The sequence below is a fragment of the Acinetobacter sp. YH12069 genome (assembly GCF_013419675.1).
In the GTDB taxonomy this organism is placed as follows: Bacteria; Pseudomonadota; Gammaproteobacteria; order Pseudomonadales; family Moraxellaceae; genus Acinetobacter; species Acinetobacter amyesii.
Map to the genome: position 1 here is coordinate 1 of NZ_VOZS01000033.1, position 19648 is coordinate 19648.

Annotated in this window: 13 protein-coding genes and 2 pseudogenes; 7 read left to right on the forward strand and 8 right to left on the reverse strand. The window is 40.4% G+C overall.

Annotated elements, in window-relative coordinates:
* Positions 1–101 precede the first annotated feature (101 nt).
* Positions 102–3071, forward strand: a complete 2970-nt coding sequence (locus FTU16_RS16705; RefSeq protein ID WP_180163617.1) for a M14 family metallopeptidase — start codon at positions 102–104, stop codon at positions 3069–3071.
* A gap of 57 nt (positions 3072–3128) precedes the next feature.
* On the opposite strand, the gene FTU16_RS15445 is transcribed toward FTU16_RS16705, so the two are convergent.
* Positions 3129–5045, reverse strand: a complete 1917-nt coding sequence (locus tag FTU16_RS15445) for an acyltransferase family protein (protein WP_180163618.1) — start codon at positions 5043–5045, stop codon at positions 3129–3131.
* 148 nt (positions 5046–5193) lie between these two features.
* Here FTU16_RS15445 and FTU16_RS15450 point away from each other — a divergent pair, with 148 nt between their 5' ends.
* Both FTU16_RS15450 and FTU16_RS15455 read left to right on the forward strand, forming a co-directional pair.
* The gene (locus FTU16_RS15450) at positions 5194–5751 is read left to right on the forward strand and encodes a hypothetical protein (RefSeq protein ID WP_180163619.1); all 558 of its coding nucleotides are present in this window, start codon (positions 5194–5196) and stop codon (positions 5749–5751) included.
* Positions 5748–6524, forward strand: coding sequence for an N-acetylmuramoyl-L-alanine amidase (locus FTU16_RS15455; protein ID WP_180163620.1), 777 nt, complete (start codon positions 5748–5750; stop codon positions 6522–6524). The genes FTU16_RS15450 and FTU16_RS15455 overlap by 4 nt, the downstream gene beginning before the upstream one ends.
* A 172-nt stretch (positions 6525–6696) precedes the next feature.
* On the opposite strand, the pseudogene FTU16_RS15460 reads toward FTU16_RS15455, so the two are convergent.
* The 3 genes and pseudogenes from FTU16_RS15460 to lipA all read right to left on the reverse strand — a co-directional run.
* A pseudogene (locus FTU16_RS15460) lies at positions 6697–6819 on the reverse strand (4-carboxymuconolactone decarboxylase); the annotation flags it as partial.
* 159 nt (positions 6820–6978) lie between these two features.
* Positions 6979–9492, reverse strand: a complete 2514-nt coding sequence (locus FTU16_RS15465; RefSeq protein ID WP_180163621.1) for an acyl-CoA dehydrogenase — start codon at positions 9490–9492, stop codon at positions 6979–6981.
* Between the two features lie 414 nt (positions 9493–9906).
* The gene (gene lipA, locus FTU16_RS15470) at positions 9907–10920 is read right to left on the reverse strand and encodes a lipoyl synthase (protein ID WP_168379175.1); all 1014 of its coding nucleotides are present in this window, start codon (positions 10918–10920) and stop codon (positions 9907–9909) included.
* Positions 10921–11126: 206 nt separating this feature from the next.
* Between lipA and sthA the strand changes: the two genes are divergently transcribed.
* On the forward strand, positions 11127–12542 hold the full coding sequence (gene sthA / locus FTU16_RS15475) for a Si-specific NAD(P)(+) transhydrogenase (protein ID WP_078190237.1): 1416 nt from the start codon (positions 11127–11129) through the stop codon (positions 12540–12542).
* Between the two features lie 142 nt (positions 12543–12684).
* Complete coding sequence (locus FTU16_RS15480; protein WP_180163622.1) at positions 12685–13797, forward strand: AAA family ATPase; 1113 nt, start codon at positions 12685–12687, stop codon at positions 13795–13797.
* A gap of 33 nt (positions 13798–13830) precedes the next feature.
* Here the strand turns inward: FTU16_RS15480 and chrA are convergent, their stop codons facing one another.
* Complete coding sequence (chrA, locus tag FTU16_RS15485; RefSeq protein ID WP_180163623.1) at positions 13831–15069, reverse strand: chromate efflux transporter; 1239 nt, start codon at positions 15067–15069, stop codon at positions 13831–13833.
* 335 nt (positions 15070–15404) lie between these two features.
* Here chrA and FTU16_RS15490 point away from each other — a divergent pair, with 335 nt between their 5' ends.
* A complete protein-coding gene (locus FTU16_RS15490) occupies positions 15405–16388 on the forward strand; it encodes an alpha/beta hydrolase (RefSeq protein WP_257227155.1) in 984 nt (327 codons plus the stop codon).
* A 97-nt stretch (positions 16389–16485) separates the two neighbouring features.
* On the opposite strand, the gene FTU16_RS15495 is transcribed toward FTU16_RS15490, so the two are convergent.
* Positions 16486–17337, reverse strand: a complete 852-nt coding sequence (locus FTU16_RS15495) for a pirin family protein (RefSeq protein WP_180163625.1) — start codon at positions 17335–17337, stop codon at positions 16486–16488.
* Positions 17338–17439: 102 nt separating this feature from the next.
* Here FTU16_RS15495 and FTU16_RS15500 point away from each other — a divergent pair, with 102 nt between their 5' ends.
* Positions 17440–18351: a LysR substrate-binding domain-containing protein gene (locus FTU16_RS15500; protein WP_180163626.1), complete on the forward strand. Its 912-nt coding sequence runs from the start codon at positions 17440–17442 to the stop codon at positions 18349–18351.
* A 107-nt stretch (positions 18352–18458) separates the two neighbouring features.
* Here FTU16_RS15500 and FTU16_RS15505 read toward each other — a convergent pair whose 3' ends face one another.
* Positions 18459–19415: a TauD/TfdA family dioxygenase gene (locus tag FTU16_RS15505; protein ID WP_180163627.1), complete on the reverse strand. Its 957-nt coding sequence runs from the start codon at positions 19413–19415 to the stop codon at positions 18459–18461.
* Positions 19416–19558: 143 nt separating this feature from the next.
* Positions 19559–19648: pseudogene (locus FTU16_RS15510) on the reverse strand (IS5/IS1182 family transposase); the annotation flags it as partial.

A 19648-nucleotide genomic window follows, 5' to 3' on the forward strand; every position in this document is an offset into this window, starting at 1 on the left:
AAATGCCTTTGTGCACTGGAAAATGGGATGTTTACCATCGGTTGGATAATGGGAGCCGGATGAGCTGAGAGGTTCACGTCCGGTTCTGCGAGGGGCTAAGGGTGAGATTCCTTTGGTCTACTCACCCGATTCCAGCCGCACAGCCGATTCGCACACGCAACGGCTATCCTATTCGCAATGGTAGTCCGTGCAAAATTTACTTAAAACAAGCGGAGCACTCCCTGGTTATTAAGAATAAAAACCTGAGCGCAATTCTTGTTGAGATGAACAATAAGGGGATCTCATCAAGCATGCTTGTTCGCCCAAATGGGCAATCAGTTGAAACAAGTCTGACTAATATTGATGAGGAATTAAACAACAAACAGCAACAGATTGATGAAAAACCAAGTCAGCAATATGTTGATGAAGAACTTGATTTAAAAGCGCCCAAAGAAACTACTTATACAAAAACTGAAGTTGATACTGCTTTGTCTACTAAAGCACCTCAATCAAACACATACACAAAGGCTGAAGTAGATACTACGTTTGCTGCTTATGCGGGTGGCAGAAAGGCCTATACAACCCTTGCTTTAGCACAAGCAGATCAAGCTAATTTGACTGTAAATACTGCTATTGAAGTCACCAACGATGGTGCAAACAACGGCACATACCAGTGGAACGGCACAACCCTAACCAAGAGTGCTTATGATCCACTGACACAATCAAAAGATTACGTCAAAAATACTGGATTTGCGAACGTGGTAGGTGCATCGGTAGCAAACATAAACTACACCACGTCAGACAGAAAGCTAAATTTTACAAATACTCTTTTTATTGAAACAGCTACAACGCGCTATCAACTCGTTACACCTCAGTCCGTTGACTTACCTGCAAACACACCATACCGATTGCAGATCAATACGACCACGAAAAATATTTCCGCAGTGCCTTATGACCAACAAATTATTGAAGGCGAGTTGATTTTAGGATTTGTCACAGCATCTAGCACAACTTTAAAAACTGTAGATTTTGCTTATGCGGTTAATGGAATTGTGCAAGACGCTTTAGTTTTGGCTAAAGAATACACAGGTAATGTCGGCTGGGCAAAATTAACACCACTTACTGAGTCGAATATTAATTTTGATACATCGCTGAATCAGCTACAGTTCAGCAATACGATTTGGATTGCAACAGGAACACAAAACTTTCAATTAACCGTTCCTCAAAACTTATCTATTGCGACAACAGGTATTTATCGTATTGAACTAAACACAACAACCAAACTGCTGTCAGTTGTTCCGTACACAAACGCACGAACAGATGGAAACCTTGTTGTTGCAATTGTTAGAAAGACTGCATCAGGTTTGGAGTCTTATGACTTAGGTAAATTCACCACAAATGGAGTTTATGTAAACCCCAACTTTATAGATACTCAAAAAGCAGATCTACAGTCAGGAACCTTAAGTTACAGTATCTCAGGGAAAACCCTAACCATGGGTAGTGATTCATGGGCGTACACAAGCACAGGAAAAGTTCTAGCTAAAGCAGGGACTTATACAGTGCCCTCAACTACTGGCTTGTATTATGTGCTGCTCAACAAGACAACACTGGAGATGGAAGTGTATGGTTCTTCAGCGTATCTGCCACTGTTAAATGCCAGAACTCACTATTTATTATTTTCAATCGAAAATAACAGTGGTGTAACTTATGGTTATACAGGCAAACTAACAGTTACTGGCGGGTCGGTAGCAGACCCATTAAACAAGACTAACTTCTCGCTGATTATTACAACCGAAACAGGTCTTAATTTTGATTTTGAGAACAACAAGATTGTTATCTCGGAACCGCTTTGGATGCCGTACCCAGCCGCAGGTACACCTTATCGTATTCAAATCCCTAACCAAGAGATAGCACTAGACCCTGATCGTGCTAAAGGCTCTTATTTCACGATGATCACGGTCAACCCAAACAACTCAAGCATCGTGCTTCACGATCAAGTTGCCTATGATGTACCAAAGGATCATATTGTTATTGGGGCGTACCGTGAAAAAGATATGTTGTTTTACGGATTGCGTCATTTCAGCATTAATGGGAAGCCGTACATTGCACCACCAAAAATTCGACCTTGCTTCGGGTGGAGCGCCCAAAACCCAGTTGATTTAGGTGTGACAGATAGTTTTACACCGAGCGATGCTGTGAATCTTGGAAATCTAACAAGTACGATTGTTTACGGCTGGTTTGATGATTTGATGTCGCAGCATCCTGAATACATAACCCGAACATATCATGGTGATGATGCAAGCGGATTGTATCCTGTTTACTCGTATAAATTTAAACCCAAAAAGCCGAGTCTAGCAGTGTCAACTGTAGATACTAAAATTCCGAAGACGATGCTGATTACACTACATAGCGAAAAGATGAACCAAGTTGGTTTATACATTTTCATGCGGGAAATTTGCAATAATTGGACAAATAGCGAAGCATTGGCAAGTATGCGTCACGGCATGGAATTTGTTGTTATGCCGTTGGTTAATCCTTGGGGTTTGAATCATGGTTCACGTCCCAATTCTAGGCAAGTAGATATTAACCGTAATTTCCCAGTTGGGTGGCAATTGCTTGGTGTTCCAGGTGATTCTACTTACTCAGGCCCTAATGCACTATCCGAACCTGAAACACAGTATGCGTGGCAAGTAATTCAAGATGAAAAGCCCGATATTTACATTGATATTCACTCTTACGGAGTTTGGAATGATGAGGGTCGTTCAATATGGATGCCGACATTAAATGAGAAAGCTCGTGTTGCTTCTACAGCATCTATCTTAAAGTTGTATGCACAATACAAGAAAAAATATCCTTGGATTGTTGATGTGGATAAATTTGCCAACGTGAGCAATGATGCAATTGTTGGAGGTGGTGTTTCTGCAAAGTCAGGCACAAGCTTCGGTGCTGTTGGTGGTACTTTTGAAACAGCATGGAACTTAAAGAATGAGCCTACCGGATTAACTGGTCATCCAACTGCAGTCAACTTAACAGCAGATCTAATCGGTACTTATATTCTTCAGTGTTTGGCTGTGATTATTGATAGTGACTAAAAGAGTAAACAATTTTTACTCCCGATCTACTTATAGATCGGGAGTATATTTTTCAGTTTAATTTTTTTCAAATATTTGCTTCATAAGAGGTATTAATTTGTCAGCCCCATATATATTCAAATGATGACCATCATAATATAAAGGTCGATTATCAATATCAGCAAAACATTTGTCGGAATCACAGAATTTTGATAAAGGATTCAAAATGGTTATACCACACCTTTTGGATGCAATATTTTGAGCTTCCCAAGCTTTTTTAGAGTATTTGAAATAATCATCTAAAGTTATAGAGACTCTCTCATGATTTCCGATGATCGCTCTGTGTAGCATTGTTTTTGGAACATTTTTATATATTGGGATCGGTCGCATAATAGTTACAGGGTTGCTTTCTGAAAATTCACATATAGTATTTATGTACGACTCTGATAGAGATTTTTTAGAATTTGATAAGATGCCATCTTTAGGTACAAAAAAATTATTTTTTTCTTCTAAATCCAAAACATCCAATCTGTTAACAATTAAAATTGGGACACCTTTATACTTATCTTTCGACTTAAGCATATATTCAATAAACTCAGCACATTTGAAGTCTTGAGCATCATTTCTGCGTAACCCAGACATAGTTGGACATGAACTATAAGTCCAGTGCAAAACAGATTTGTTATTAGGAAGAGCTTTTTCCGCTGATCTAACAATTGATTCTGCATGACTATCTCCTATAACAATTAACCCTACATCACCTTTGCCATATGTACAGTTTGGTATTTTCAAACCGGAATTGATGTGGCAAGAAGCTCTCATTGGGTTTTTATCAAATTCAGCATTGATAATTTTTTGTAATTCTGGAATACCGTTGAATCTTTGAGGGATGCCATTTTTAATAAAAATTAAAGTGAAGATAATTACAGGAATAGCAATATAGAGAAACGTAACAGCGTAACCTTTAATTAAACTTAGATTCGATAAAAATTTACGAGAAGGGTTTTCTATGTATTTGTATGATAGCCATCCTAAAGTGACTGAGAGAAGAATTGCACCTATAATCCATAGCATATTATTTGTTTTTTCTAAATAGTTTAAATAGAAAACTAATGGCCAGTGCCACAGATAAATTGAATATGATGTATTACCAAGAAATTGTGCAATTTTATTATTGGTTAATATTGAGTTTTGGTTAGATGCCAATAATATTAAGAAAGCACCCAATACTGGCAAGATCGCATTGTATGAGGGCCATGGTGTGGAGCCAGTAAATGAAATAACTGATATCGTAATCAATCCGAATCCAACCAATTCAATTAAGGTTGAATGCTTTTGAGTTAAGCTGGTTTTGCTGAAAAATAAAAATATTAAACCACCTGCGAGCATTTCCCAAGCACGTGTTGGTAAGAGGAAGAATGATGCAGTCGCCATTTTTGGAGTTAAATAGATAGCCAGCATTAAGGAGGTTGCGAATAATCCAGTAAAGGCAATTTTTATAGCATTTTTATTTTGCTTGATGCGGTAAACAATGAATAAGAATATAGGTAATAAGATATAGAACTGCCATTCAACCGAGAGAGACCAAGTATGCAACAGTAATTTTTCATGAGAAGCTGCATCAAAATAACCAGCTTCCTTAAAGTATTGGATATTTGAAATAAAACCTAAGCTGGTTATGGCGTGTTTTGCGTAGTCCTTGAGTTCTTGTGGTGTTAGGGTGAACCATCCAACTAACCCGACTACAGAGCATAAGACAAACAAGGCTGGAATTATTCGGTTTGCGCGTGAAAGATAGAATTTTAGAAAGTTAAAAGTTCTATTTTCTAAACCCTTAAAAATAATACTTGTCATTAAGAAACCTGAAATGACAAAGAAAACATCTACACCAATAAAGCCACCAGCAAAGCCAAAAACTCCAAAGTGGAATAATACAACCAGTGCAACTGCGTAGGCTCTTAATCCATTAATATCGTATCTAAATTTTTGACTCATAATATGTTGTATTTTTCTATAAAAAAATCGAATCAATTTTATAGACTAACCGATAAAAGTTAAATGACTTTTACTACCCAACAAACCACCTTCGACCCTGATTTTTAATTAAGCCAGGGTTTTTTAATGTCTAAAATTAGGGGGCGCAATGCCAAATGACTACACAACCGATCCACCAGTAGCAACAGCAGGGCAGCTTCTTGCCATCTCAGACAAGATTAATGATCTTGGAAAAAGTATGGATAAGCTCGCTGAAATGCCCCAAAAGCTCGACCGTATGAATATGCAGTTAGAGCAACTCAATAAGGAGCATCAACAGACTCGCAATGACTTATCTCAAACTCGTGACAATCTGCAAGAAGATTTAGATCGAGCAAAGTCAAACTTCAAAAGTGAGATTAAGCAACTCAGGAATGAAGTTGAGCCAAGATTTAAGGAGGTGGATTCACAGATCAGAGTGTTACATGAAAGTAAAACCAAAATCGATAGCATTACCAACCTTGTGCGCTTTGGGGGCATTTTTTTGGCTGGCTTGCTTGCAGTCGCATGGAATACTCAAACAAGCAAAACAGACACAGTAAATACCCAAGCTACGACCAACGCTCAAAGCATTCAGGTTCTTGAAAAACAATCTGACCAACTCTTAAGAACGGTTGAAGAAATCCGCAACAAAATTTATGAACGAAATATGAGAGAGGAAAAATGAAACTGATTGATAACTGGAAGCAGGCTTGGAAACTCAAGTCAGTACAAGTGGGCGCATTTAGCGCCTTTTTTTATGCCTTGATTTTATTCTCAGAGCAGTTTTTAAATATCTGGAATGTTATTCCACAGGAACTAAAAAACAAGATTCCTGAAAACATTGCAGAGTGGGTTGGTATCTTTATTGGTGTAGCCACAGTGCTTGCACGTCTGAAAAAGCAGCCTGAACTACACAATGTAAATCAATTTGTGACAATTACTGCAGGGCATAGCAATGCAGATCCTGGTGCAGTTAACGGCAAATACAAAGAAGCAGAGTTAGTGCGACAATTCCGAAATGCTGTAGCACATTATCTTGCAGCCGCAGGTCTGTCTTATAAAACCGATGGCGCAGGAACAATCAATCTCCCGCTTACAAATGCTATCGCATTGGCGAAAGGTGCATCGATCGCAATTGAATTTCACATGAATGCTGCGGCATCACCGCAGGCCAATGGGATTGAAACGATTGCTTTACCAAAAGACAAGTTGCTTGCTCAAAAGTTATCGAAAGCCGTGGCTGATGTTTTTGGCAGTCGCCTTCGTGGTGATAAAGGTTGGATTGATCAATCACAGTCAGCCCGTGGAAAACTTGGATTTATCAATGCTGGTGGCTTGATTGTAGAGCTTGGCTTTATTTCAAATGCAACAGAGCTTGCAGCGTTTAATTCAAAGTATTGGTCAGCTGCGAAAGCTGTTGCTCAAGTAATTATCGAACATGAAGAAGCCCTCAAGTGAGGGCTTTGGTGCAAACCCTACGCAACAAGGCGTGTTGGGGTTTGCTGTTTTAGAATACATGGAAATCTGTGTATTTGTATGAATGCTTTAATAGTCTTTATTTACACCAATTTTACGCCATAGAAGCATGACGCTTTATTATGTTGTTGAATTGGTTATTATTCTTAAATTAATTAATCCAATCTTGCAAAGGTTGAGTAAATGGCACGGTATTGTCTTGCGCACGTTTGACGAAACTCTCACCCATAACTTCAGTACGAACTTTTAAGCCATTTTCATAATCTTGTTTTGACATGCAGCAAACCCTCTGTGATGTAATTTTGCAGTACAGCCTATACCTTTGACTCTGCGATACCATTGGCTGATGGTCGTATAAAAAAGCCATCCCATTGTTTAACAGTGGAATGGCTTTTATTTTGAGTAAAATTAAGTTTAAAAGCGATGCAGAAGCTGATTAATATCGCAGAAATGCTTCTGGTTCATCATCGGTGTGTTGTTGCTTTTTCACTTCTGGTGAAACGGTTAAATGTGGATAGGATAGCTCAAGTTCGTGGATGAGCTGCATGTCAAATACATCTGTGAGCATGCTGTCATAGCGTTGAATGTTGTAAGTGCTGAGCTGTTCAGCTTCAGAGGCTGTAATGACTTTTTGTGCAATCGCATCGGCTATATGTGTTTCAAAAGTTAAACCTTTGAATTGACCTTTAGATTCAGCTTTTTTAAATTGGTTCCACAGCGGTTCAATTTTTAACAGTTGTAAAAAGGCATTTTCCATACGACCAGAAACTTCATCTGCTGCGGTGCTGTAATACACGTGCTTTTTGAGTTCTTGGCGGAAAGTATTGTCTAGCATCATTTGAGTGGCAACTTCACGTTTTAAACGGTCTGTCGGTTTAGCAACAACTCGTCCAAACGGAAAGCAGATGATTTTTACTACACTTGCCGCTAGTCGCATTGGGAAGTTATCAAATAAGCCATGGAAAGCTTCTTCAACATTGTACAAAGCTTTATCTAATGCAAGTTGAGCATGTAATTGTTCAGCTTCGCTTCTTTGACCTTGTTCATAATATTTAAGAATAGCCGTTGCTATAAATAAATAAGAGTGAATGTCTGCAAGTCGGCCAGAGAGCATTTCTTTACGTTTAATATCGCCGGCTAAAAGGCCAAGACACATATCTGCAGTCAGCGCGAAATCGGCACTGAATCGATTAATTTTTTTATAGTAGGGGCGACTAAATTCATCCGCTGAAGCAGGTGAGTCTGATGGGCCACCAGTGAACGCATAAGCAAAGGCACGTGCAGTTCGGTTAAAAGTATAGCCCAAGTGCTTAAAGAGCATTTCGTTGAATGTATTGAGTGCAGCGTTTTTATCTTCGGCTTGAAGTAATTGTAGCTCTTCAAATAAATATGGATGACAACGCATGGAGCCTTGTCCAAAAATCATCAGAGAGCGACTTAGAATATTGGCACCTTCGACAGTAATTGACACAGGAATGGCCTGATAATTCAAAGCTAAAAAATTACGAGGTCCCATTTGCACGGCACGTCCACCGACGATGTCCATGCCATGATTGACTACTTTACGCATGGTTTCAGTGGCATAGTATTTGGCCATTGCAGTCATTACAGCAGGTTTGCCGCCTTGGTTTAAACCACAAGTCACCAAATAGCGGAATGCTTCAAGCATATAAGCATCTGATGCGATATCACTCGAAGCTTCTTGTACACCTTCAAAATTACCCACGGAAATTTTAAACTGCTGACGAACTTTGGCAAATGCACCGACATTTAGATATGCCATTTCACCGGCTGCCGTTGACAATGCAGGGAGTGAAATACCACGACCAACCGCTAAGCATTCCATTAGCATACGCCAGCCTTTGCCTGCATTTTCAATCCCACCAATGATCCAGTCTAAGGGAATAAAGACATCTTTACCTTCAACTGTCCCATTCATAAATGGTGAGCCTGGATTATGACGAGGGCCTGTAATGACACCGTCATGACTCGCCGGTAGCAGCGCGCAGGTGATACCATATTCCGTTTTATTTTTATCTCCCAATAAGCCATCTGGATCGTATAACTTAAATGCAAGACCAATGACGGTGGCAATTGGTGCAAGAGTAATCCAGCGTTTGGAGAAGTTCATGTTTAAGCCGAGCACCTGTTGTCCCTCAAAAGTGCCATAACAGACGACACCTGTATCTGGAATAGCGCCTGCATCTGAGCCTGCTTCAGGGCTGGTGAGTCCAAAACATGGAATTTCTTTACCTTTTGCAAGGCCAGGGAGGTATCGGTCTTTTTGTGCTTCGGTACCATAGTGTAGAAGTAATTCCCCCGGTCCAAGAGAGTTGGGCACCATACAACTGACTGCGGCAGTCAGTGAGCGAGATGCAATCTTGCTCATGACACGGCTTTGTGCAAATGAGCTAAATTCACGGCCCCCGTAAGATTTTGGAATCACCAATCCTAAGAAACCATTATCCTTAATGAATTGCCAAGCTTCTGGTGGGAGGTCTTTATGTTTATGGTGAATATCCCACTCGTTGAGCATGGCACAAAGTTGCTCGACTTCATTATCAATGAAGGATTGTTCTTCAGCACTAAGCTGTGGATAGGGATAAGCCTCAAATTTTTTCCAATCAGGCGCACCCATAAATAGCTCTTTTTCCCACCAACTTGTTCCTGCATCCAACGCTTCACGTTCCGTAGTACTCATACTCGGCATCGCATTTGCTAAGGTTTTATAGGCAGGTTTGGTGAGTAGATTGAGCCTCAGTGGGTCAATCAACACAACTAAACTTAAAGCAATAAGTGGGATGCCAAGTATTAATGACCATGGGGTTAAAAAGGCGAGTGCAATTGAAACAAATATCAGTGTTATTGCGCCTACAGCTCGTGAAAGTTCAAAGAAAAAAACGGCCCAAAGAGCAAAAATAAAAAGTACTGCACTGAGTATAAATAGCATTTGTTATGGCTCCAGTGACAAGGGCCAGAGCGTTATGCGTTTAAAACAGCCTACATGCGTTTAAAAATGATCTCATCTTTTGTCTTTCTGATTTTAAAGTGCATGAGACTGTCAAAATTGCATCACTCGGCTGGTGAGTGTGATTGGAAAATTGTGCGAATATAATGAAAGCGCAAATAAAGTGTTATCAATAGATTGATTAATAAATAATCACAATACAATCCCTATCGGGCAAAAAAATGTCACATTACGTAAACTTGGATGATTCGATATATTGGATAACGTTTAAGGAACGGACAATTTTCGAAAGATCTTATATTTGGAAACGAATTAGGCTGAGTGTGTGTGAAAGCCACAAAAAAAGCCCTCAATCAATGAGGGCTTTAATTTGCGATGTTTTAAATCTTTGCGTGATTAAGCTTCAATCGTTTGAACTGCAATTTTCTTTGCAGGATCAGTTTTACGACGTACCGCAGGTACTGGCTCACCATAGTATTGACGGTCAGCAAAGTAGCTTGAACGAACCATTGGTGCAGCCCAAATGTTTTTGAAACCAAGCTTTTGACCATGTGCTGTGTAACGATCAAACTCGTCAGGTGTAACGAAACGATCGATCGGTGCATGTTCTTTAGAGGGCTGTAAGTACTGACCAATGGTGACATAGTCAACATCGTGTGCTTTTAAGTCGTCTAATAACGCGATCACTTCTTCTTCAGTTTCACCAATACCGACCATCAAACCACATTTTGTTGGAACATCTGGGCAGTATTCTTTAAACATTTTTAATAAGTTTAAAGAGTGTTGGTAGTCAGAACCCGGACGCATTGCTTTATACAAACGTGGCACGGTTTCAATGTTGTGGTTAAAGACATCAGGTGGACACTCCGTCATAATACGAAGGGCAACATCCATACGACCACGGAAGTCAGGAACTAGAATTTCCAAAAGTGTTTTTGGACTCAAGTCACGAGCTTCTTTAATACAGTCAACAAAGTGCTGTGCGCCGCCATCAACTAGGTCATCACGGTCGACCGACGTAATTACGGCATATTTCAAACCAAGATTGGCAATGGTTTCTGCCATGTGACGTGGTTCATCTGGGTCAAGAGCATTGGGACGACCATGCGCAACGTCGCAGAATGGGCAACGACGAGTACAGATATCGCCCATAATCATAAAGGTTGCAGTACCGCCACCGAAACATTCAGGTAAGTTCGGGCAAGCCGCTTCTTCACACACGGTATGTAATTTTTGTGCGCGCAAAGTTGTTTTAATACGTTGAACTTCATCAGGGGCAGCCATTTTGACCCGAATCCAGTCAGGCTTACGAGGCGTTTCAACCGTTGGCACAACCTTCACAGGTATGCGAGCGACTTTTTCTGCGCCACGAAGTTTTACACCCTGTACAGGTTTACGGTTCTCAGACATATTCAACTTTTCCACTGTTTTTGACGAGGAGATATTCAAAAAATTAGCTCGATCATTATAGCGGACTTGAGCTTAAATAGGGGGAAAACGATATTCATATAATAAATGTGGTTATCACATAATATATGTGAGCTAAATATCCAAAAAAGTTAGGATATACGTCATAATACAGCCTAGATTAAAGAATATTTGTAAAGGAGCGTTGAATGCCACGTAAGAAAGAGGTCGTTAGTGGAACTTTCGTGAAATACGATGCGGTAGTTCTGGGTTCTGGCCCTGCGGGTGAAGGCGCTGCAATGAAACTTGCTAAATCAGGTAAGCGAGTTGCAATTGTAGATATGCGTGAACAGCTTGGTGGTAACTGTACCCATGTAGGAACAATTCCAAGTAAAGCATTGCGTCAGACCGTTTCAAGCATTTTACGTTACCAACGTGACCCTATGTTCCAAAAAGTCGGTGAATGGAAACAGTTCACGATGAAACAGGTGTTACGTAATGCGCATAAAGTGATTCAACAACAAGTTGAAACGCATTCACGTTTTTATGACCGTAATAAAATTGATATTTTCCACGGCCGTGCGTATATCCAAGATCAAAACACTGTTTTGATTTTTAGCAATGAAGGTATGACGGAAACTTTAGTATTCCAGCAATTAGTGATTGCGACAGGTTCACGTCCTTACCGTCCTGCTGCTTTAGACTTTAATCATCCTCGCGTATTTGATTCAGACAAAATTTTGGATCTGGATTATTCAATCCAAAAAATCATCATTTATGGTGCAGGTGTGATTGGTTGTGAATATGCGTCTATCTTTATTGGTCTAGACCACAAAGTCGATTTGATCAATACACAGCACAAATTACTGAGCTACTTAGACGATGAAATCTCAGATGCATTGTCATATCGTTTACGTGAGCAGGGTGTATTGATTCGCCACAATGAACAGATTGATCATCTTGAAACACATGATGACCACGTGGTTCTTCACTTGCAAAGTGGTAAGAAAATTAAAGCCGACGCGATTTTGTGGTGTAACGGCCGTTCTGGTAATACCGATGGTTTAGGCCTAGAAAATGTAGGCATCAAACCAAACAGCCGTGGTCAATTAACCGTGAATGATCAATATCAAACTGAAGTAGAGAATATCTTTGCTGCAGGTGATGTAATCGGTTGGCCTTCACTTGCATCTGCTGCATATGACCAAGGTCGCTGTGCCGGTTCTAACATGAGCGGTGAAGAAGGAATTGCACCTGTAACGGATATTCCTACAGGTATTTATACAATTCCTGAAATTTCTTCGATTGGTAAAACTGAACAACAGTTAACTGAAGAAAAAATTCCGTATGAAGTGGGTCAGGCATCTTTCCGTCATTTGGCACGTGCGCAAATTACGGGCGATACCGTGGGCGAGCTTAAAATCTTGTTCCATCGTGATACTTTAGAAATTTTAGGCGTTCATTGCTTCGGTAATAATGCTGCGGAAATTATTCACATTGGTCAGGCCGTGATGAACAGCCCGAACAATACGATTAAATATTTTGTAGAAACCACATTTAACTATCCGACAATGGCGGAAGCGTACCGTGTTGCAACATTGAACGGTATGAACCGCTTATTCTAAGGTTAAAGTGAACTTAGAATGTGCAATGAAAGACCCGTAAGTTTCGGCTTGCGGGTTTTTTATGGGTAGAATAAAGTGCATACAAAATATACAGTCAATCAACTCATAATCATCAGCATTTTCAACTCATTTTAGGTAACCCATGACGATCCGTTCAGTGACTATTCAAGGTTTTCGATCTATTCATCATATGAATTTGACCTTGTCGCGTCTGAATATTGTCAGTGGTCCGAATGGTTGTGGTAAATCCAATCTATATAAAGCTGTGCGTCTCTTACATGAAGCAGCGAATGGCCAATTATCCCAAGCCATTGCAAATGAAGGCGGGATTCAAAAAATCATGTGGGCAGGGGGTCACCGTGCGGGTGATCGATCGAAAGACCCTAAGCGTATGAAGCTTGCAGTGGAGATGGAGCATTATGAATATCAACTTGAAATCGGTTTTCCTGAACCGCTCATCACCTTGTTTGCACTTGATCCTTTGGTCAAAGTTGAAGGAATTTGGTTGAGCGGCTATCAACGTCGAAAAATGAGCGAGTTGTTGGAAAGAACCAACCAAGCGGCATTTCTTAAAAATGTTGATGAAGAACGGATTGCTTATCCGATGTCTTTAACACCTGAAGAGTCGGTGTTTGGACAATTGTCCGATCCACATTTATACCCCGAAGTTTCACAAGTGCGTGAGACCATGAAAAACTGGCGCTTTTATCATGAGTTTTCAGTCAGTGGAAATTCACCGATCCGTGTCCCACAGGTGGGCATTCGTTCGCCAGTTTTAGCGCATGATGGTACAAATTTAGCCGCAGCTTTTGAAACCTTGCGTGAGCGGGGCAACAGTGAAACCTTGTTTGAAGTACTAGAAAAAGCCTTTCCGCAGACCCAATTTTATGTGCAGGAAATGGGAGGGCGCTTTCAAATGATGATGCAAAAGCAAGGGATCTTAAGACCTTTAGAAAGTGCAGAATTTTCAGATGGGACTTTACGGTTTCTGTGTTTAGCCGTGGCTTTGTTGAGCCCTAGCCCCCCAAATTTTATGGCACTGAATGAGCCAGAAAATAGTTTACATCCCGATTTATTACCTGCCTTGGCGCTGCTGATTGCTGAAGCAAGTCGCTATACACAGCTTTGGTTGACCACACATTCCAATGAGCTGGTTGAAATGATCAAACAGTATAGTGATGTGCAGCATTATCAACTAGATCAGGTCGAGGGGAAAACAGTGGTCAAGGGCGCAAGCTTAATCGATGAGGATTAGATTATTCATTTAGCTCTAGTTTTTTGTTTTAGCTTAAAAAGGCAGAAAAGATAAAAAAGCATAATAGCCGATAAAACTACTTATTAAGCTGAACCAAACTGGCAGTTTGCTGCGAAGTAAAGCAATAATGACGGCAACAAATATACAGTCTGTCCATTGAATGATGTATTTCTGGCTCATTTGAAATAGTAGACACAGTAATAGACCGACGACAGCCGCATTGATCATTTTTAAGGTGCCAAAAAGCATCGGGCATTTCATCAACTTATTCCAAAACGGTAATAAGCCAAACAATAATAAAAACGATGGGAAGTAAATCGCCAATGTCGCGAGTGAGGCATTCAATATTGGCACATCGGTCATGGGTAAAAGTGTGCCGAGATAGGTGGCGAAACTAAACAAAGGCCCCGGCATGAGTTGTGCAAGGGCATAGCCTAAGTCAAAATTTTCATTACTGATCAGTCCTGTAGAGACAAAGTCCTGATGTAAAAATGGCAAAATAATATGTCCACCACCAAAGACGAGGGATGCTGTGCGGTAGAAGCTTTCTAAGCTGAAAGACAATATATTGCTATGTTGTATATCGAAGAATGGCAGAACGAAAAAAGGGCTGATAAAGGCGAGAAGCCATAGCCAAGAGGTGCGAGTATTTTCATATGCATTCTGGCTAAAATTGTCATGTTTGGGTGGAACTGTTTCGGTGATATTTGGCTTTTGGCTGCGTAATTGATTTGACGATAAAACTAAACCGATAATTGCAGCGCATAAAATCACCAAAACTTGATTTAGAGAAAATTGAAAGAAATAAATAAAAAATGCAGCTAAAAGCATGACTAGATACTGAAATTTTGTTTTACAGAAGCTTCGCATCATTTGCCAAAATGCCCATGTAACCACAGCAAGGACAATCAACTGAATAACATGAAAGAACTGTGTTGAGAGTTGATCGCTAAGTTTTAAGCTTAAAATCGCCGCGGCACACATCAGCAGGGCGGATGGTAAAGTAAAGCCTAACCACGCCAAACAAGCACCTTGATAGCGGTTGAGTTGAAATCCAATCGCCATGCCGAGCTGGCTACTGGTTGGGCCTGGAAGGACTTGAGTCAAGGCAAGCAAATGCGCATATTCATGCTCCGTTATCCATTTTTCTTGTTTCACAAAATATTGAAAAAACAACACTAAATGCGCAGCAGGTCCACCAAATGCAATACACCCTAATCTTAAAAAGGTGAGAAAGATGGCAAGGTTTCGTTGTGGCGTGGATTGGCTCATGGGTTACCAATATTAAAAATCGAAATAAGGTTATGAATTTCTAAAGGATAAAATCTTGAATGTTAAAAGATTTTAAATGTCGATTATTGCAGGAGCATGTAAGTCCTGCTTCAAAAATATTTTGAAGTGCTTAGCAGGGAAAAAGATAATTGGACGAAGTGACATAGTGCTGTCCCACATGCACATGGCATCAGTTTCCGCCGCTGATTAGCATCAGCACATACACATAAAAAATTGTCTAAAAATGACTTCTCCAAAATCAGACACCTTATCAGAAATTTTTGAGCGCTTTATTGAAGTGGTTGATGAGTGGCATTGCATCGTTACTTTCAATCATGGCATTTTCAGATGATCAGCTACCTTCTATACAACCATTAGCAAGTTATGCAGATCAAATCAGTTGGCAGGACATTCAGCACTATCTACCCAAAGAATACCATTTAGATGAAATTCAACGACCTAAAGAAGAGTGGTGGAATTGGCAAGGTCATACTATTCACTTAGATACCTATCGTAATCCACAGGCAAAAGTGAAGGTGATTCTGTTTCATGGTGTGGGAACAAATGGTCGACAAATGTCGATGATTTTGGGTCATCCTTTGGCACAGCGTGGCTATGAAACTATCGCTATTGATATGCCCGGTTATGGCCTAACCCAAGTCAAAAAGGGCTCAAAAATTCGCTATGATGACTGGGTTCAAGCAGGCAATGACCTCATTGAAGCCGAGCTACAAAAAGATCATCGTCCTATCGTTTTGTATGGGCTCAGTGCTGGTGGGATGTTGACCTATCACGTGGCAGCAAAAAATAAAAAAGTGAAAGGCATCGTCGGTATGACCTTTCTAGACACTTCAAATAAAACTGTGCGTGATCAAGTCTCTTTGAATAAATTTATGAGCCGCGTGGGCAGCCCACTGGCTCATGTGACAGCACATACACCATTTTCAGCATTACCAATGCCGATGCGTTGGGTAAGTAAAATGCATCGTTTGGTGAATAATGACGCAGCATTGCAGGTCTTTTTAAAAGATAAAACGTCAGCTGGGAATAGTGTATCGGTTAAATTTCTAGATTCGTATTTATATTATAAAAATGACACGCCACCGGAGCAGTTTGATGTCTGCCAAATTTTACTGACGCAGCCTGAGCAAGACCGCTGGACACCTTTGGCTTTAAGTCAGCCATTTTTAGCACAGATTCATCAAGTTCCAGTCGATGTCGTCATGTTGAAAAACGCAGGACATTATCCTTTGGAACAGCCGGGACTCGATCAAATGGTCAATGCAATCGATGCGTTTTATCAAAAAGTCACGCAATAATCTGTTGAAAAGCGTGATGCGTAATTCATAGCAACTTAGATATAAAAAAAACCGCCAAAAGGCGGTTTTTTTTATTGGGACTTTATCGTGGAAATATTTAAGCAAAATGACCATGTTGAAAATCATAAAATGCCTGACGTATTTCATCTTCAGTATTCATGACGAATGGTCCATGTGCCGCAATGGGTTCATTTAAAGCTTCGCCACTTAAAATAAGCAGTTTGGTTGCTTCAAAAGATTTAAGTTTCAAGGACGATACTTGGTCACTGACGTATAAAGTCTGTTTCGCATCAAAGCGTTGACCTTCAATTTCGATCGCGCCACTTAATACAAAAATCATGTTATTCCACTGTGGGTTGAATGAAAATTCCTGTTCAGCATTTGCATTCAAGCGCACATCCAACACATTCATCGGGCTAAAGGTTTTAGCTGCGCCCAATGTGTCTGCAAATTGGCCAGCAATGACGCGTACCACGCCTGCATTTTGTGCAAGTTTAACTTCAGGAATGTTTGCTGTAGTCAGTTCTTGATAGCGAGGTTCAGTCATTTTGGCATGACTAGGTAAATTGACCCAAAGTTGTACCATGTCTAAATTTCCGCCTGTTTTGGCAAAATCTTTAGAATGGTGCTCTTCATGCATAATGCCTCGACCTGCGGTCATCCATTGCACTTCGTCTTTGGCAATACTGCCGTGATTTCCTTTAGAGTCAAAATGCTCCAATTCACCTTCATAAACAATGGTCACTGTTTCAAAGCCACGGTGTGGATGTGACCCAACACCACGTTGATGATGACTTGGAGAGAAATGATATTGGTCGGTATAGCCCATAACGAGGAATGGACTGGTTTGATTGCCCATTTCTTGCATAGGGAGCATAGAGTTTGTTGGGAAGCCATCGCCCACCCAAGTGCTACGATCACTATGATAAACACGTTTGATTGAATTCATAATTCAGCCCTCAATATATTGCTTCTGAGATCTATTATTGAGGTATAGTGAGGGAATGACAGGGCGAAAAACTCAACAGATTATTCTAAAAATGAAACAATCATGCAAAATTTAAATGACTATTACTACTTCGTGCAATTGGTGAAATACCAAGGTTATACCAAAGCCAGTGAAGCATTGGGTATTACAAAATCTAAACTATCACGCCGTATTACAGAATTAGAGACCCGTTTGGGTGTACGTCTGATTCAGCGGAATACGCGAAAATTTACTGTGACTGAAATAGGACAACAGTTCTATTTACATTACTTAAAAATTTTAGAGGAAGTCAGCGAAACGGAAAATTTTGTGCTCAGTACGTTGAACGATCAACTCTGTGGCCAGATTAAAATTTCTTATCCTGTGGCTTTGGTGGAAATGCCTGTTGCAAAAATGGTCACCGATTTTATGCAGCAATATCCAGACATCAGTGTGCATCTGATGGCGACCAATCATCGGGTTGATGTCATTGAGGAAGGCGTAGATTTAGCCATTCGTGTGCGCAATATGCCTTTAATGGATAGTGATTTGATCGTTCGAGATTTAGATGCTTGGGATCATGTTTTGGTGGCATCGCCACAACTTTTCTTCGAGCGTGAAATTCCACAGCAATTGGCTGAGATTCAAAATTTTCCGTGTATTGGTTTTGATCGGCCTAAACATTTTTGGGATTTCCGACATCGTGAAAAAAGTGAAACTCAACAAATTGAATTTCATCCACGCTTAAGAACTGACAGTTTTAGTGCCATGATTTCTGCTGCTCTTTCTGGCGTGGGAATCGTTTCTTTGCCCAAAGTGTTTGTACGTGATGCTTTAAAAAGTGGTGAGTTAATTGAACTGTTTCCTGAATGGCAATTGCCGCAAGGGGTCATCCATGTTGCCTACGCGACACGACAAGGCATGCTGCCGGGTGTGCGTGCGATGTTAGATCATTTGATTTCAGGTTTTAAGGCCTTAGATATAGATCATCCGTAATTTGAGCAGGGTTTTTATTGTTTTAACATTTTAATTATTTGGGGTTATTGCTCAAATACGGATTTTACAGGGTTATTTATTTTTTATTGTTGACATGAAGTTCAACATTAGTATGGTCGTCCTCCTGCTAAGCTAATTCGCTTTAATAAGCGGCGTTGGTCTGAAGGGAAAGGGCGGCGTGAGTGTAATGTCGCTTGGTTATCCCAAAATACAATGTCACCTTCTTCCCATTGATGTTCATATCGAAACTCAGGTTTCAATAAATGTTCACGTAAAGATGCAATCAATTCACTGCCTGACTGATCATCGTAGTGAACCAATTCCACTTCAGATCGTTCATTTAACCACAGCCCTTTACGGCCACTTTCTGGATGGGTACGTACAAGCGGATGTGGATAAGCATGTCCAACAATCGGGTGGTCTTTGAAACGATATAGCGGTGTAGCGCCATATCCCGTTGTGCCTTTATTATTTTTGGCACGGACAAATGGGTTATAGGTAATGAGTTGAAGTTGGTCTAAATGTTTTTGTGTCGCGTCATCTAAAGCTTCATAGGCTTTAATGGTGTTATACCATGAGGTTTGTCCACCGTCTTGTGGCAGTTCAATGGCATAGAGTAATGAACCAAAAGATGGCAGCGGAGTCCACTGATGATCTGCATGCGCAGCCAATTCACCATGTCCAGTATAGTCTCCTTTACCGACTGCATTTGACACAGGTACGACGTCTGGTGGTGTACCGGTATCATCTTGTGACGCTAGCACAGGAATATCTGCACCGGGACGGAAGATTGAACCGAAGTAACTTGCAAACGCGAGATACTGTAAATCATCTAGACTTTGATGTTTAAAAATTAAAATCAAGTGTTCTGCCAACGCTTGTTTTAAACGGTAGATGGTTTCCCCAGACTGTGCTTTACGCGCATCTAAACCATAAACCACAGCCCCCAAAGCTTGGTCATGTTGCGCTTCAATACGAATTTCATTGCCATCTTGAAATTGTTCTGCTTGATGCCAACGTGGAGCATCATGGATGGCTTGTGAAAGTTGAGTTAATGCGGTCATTTCATAAGTTCTCAAATTGTTCTTTATTGAGACTTAATCTATGGAAGAAAGCGCAGGATGGAAAATTAAAAAATAAGCTAAGTTTATGAAAAAACGTATGATTAATACTAGGGTGTGTTGACATTTACAGCCGATAAATTGAGCTAAAGAGGCAACCATATAAATATACAAGCTAAAGCAACAGCGCTTTGATAGTTACGTTTTAGCTTATCGTATCTTGTGGCAATTCCTCT

Coding starts and splice junctions, on each gene's coding strand:
- FTU16_RS15505 (WP_180163627.1), bottom strand. CDS start 19,415: ATGACCGCATTAACTCAACTTTCACAAGCCATCCATGATGCTCCACGT.
- lipA (WP_168379175.1), bottom strand. CDS start 10,920: ATGTCTGAGAACCGTAAACCTGTACAGGGTGTAAAACTTCGTGGCGCA.
- FTU16_RS15445 (WP_180163618.1), bottom strand. CDS start 5,045: ATGAGTCAAAAATTTAGATACGATATTAATGGATTAAGAGCCTACGCA.
- FTU16_RS15500 (WP_180163626.1), top strand. CDS start 17,440: ATGCAAAATTTAAATGACTATTACTACTTCGTGCAATTGGTGAAATAC.
- FTU16_RS15465 (WP_180163621.1), bottom strand. CDS start 9,492: ATGCTATTTATACTCAGTGCAGTACTTTTTATTTTTGCTCTTTGGGCC.
- FTU16_RS15490 (WP_257227155.1), top strand. CDS start 15,405: ATGGCATTTTCAGATGATCAGCTACCTTCTATACAACCATTAGCAAGT.
- FTU16_RS15495 (WP_180163625.1), bottom strand. CDS start 17,337: ATGAATTCAATCAAACGTGTTTATCATAGTGATCGTAGCACTTGGGTG.
- FTU16_RS15455 (WP_180163620.1), top strand. CDS start 5,748: ATGAAACTGATTGATAACTGGAAGCAGGCTTGGAAACTCAAGTCAGTA.
- FTU16_RS15480 (WP_180163622.1), top strand. CDS start 12,685: ATGACGATCCGTTCAGTGACTATTCAAGGTTTTCGATCTATTCATCAT.
- chrA (WP_180163623.1), bottom strand. CDS start 15,069: ATGAGCCAATCCACGCCACAACGAAACCTTGCCATCTTTCTCACCTTT.
- FTU16_RS15450 (WP_180163619.1), top strand. CDS start 5,194: ATGCCAAATGACTACACAACCGATCCACCAGTAGCAACAGCAGGGCAG.
- sthA (WP_078190237.1), top strand. CDS start 11,127: ATGCCACGTAAGAAAGAGGTCGTTAGTGGAACTTTCGTGAAATACGAT.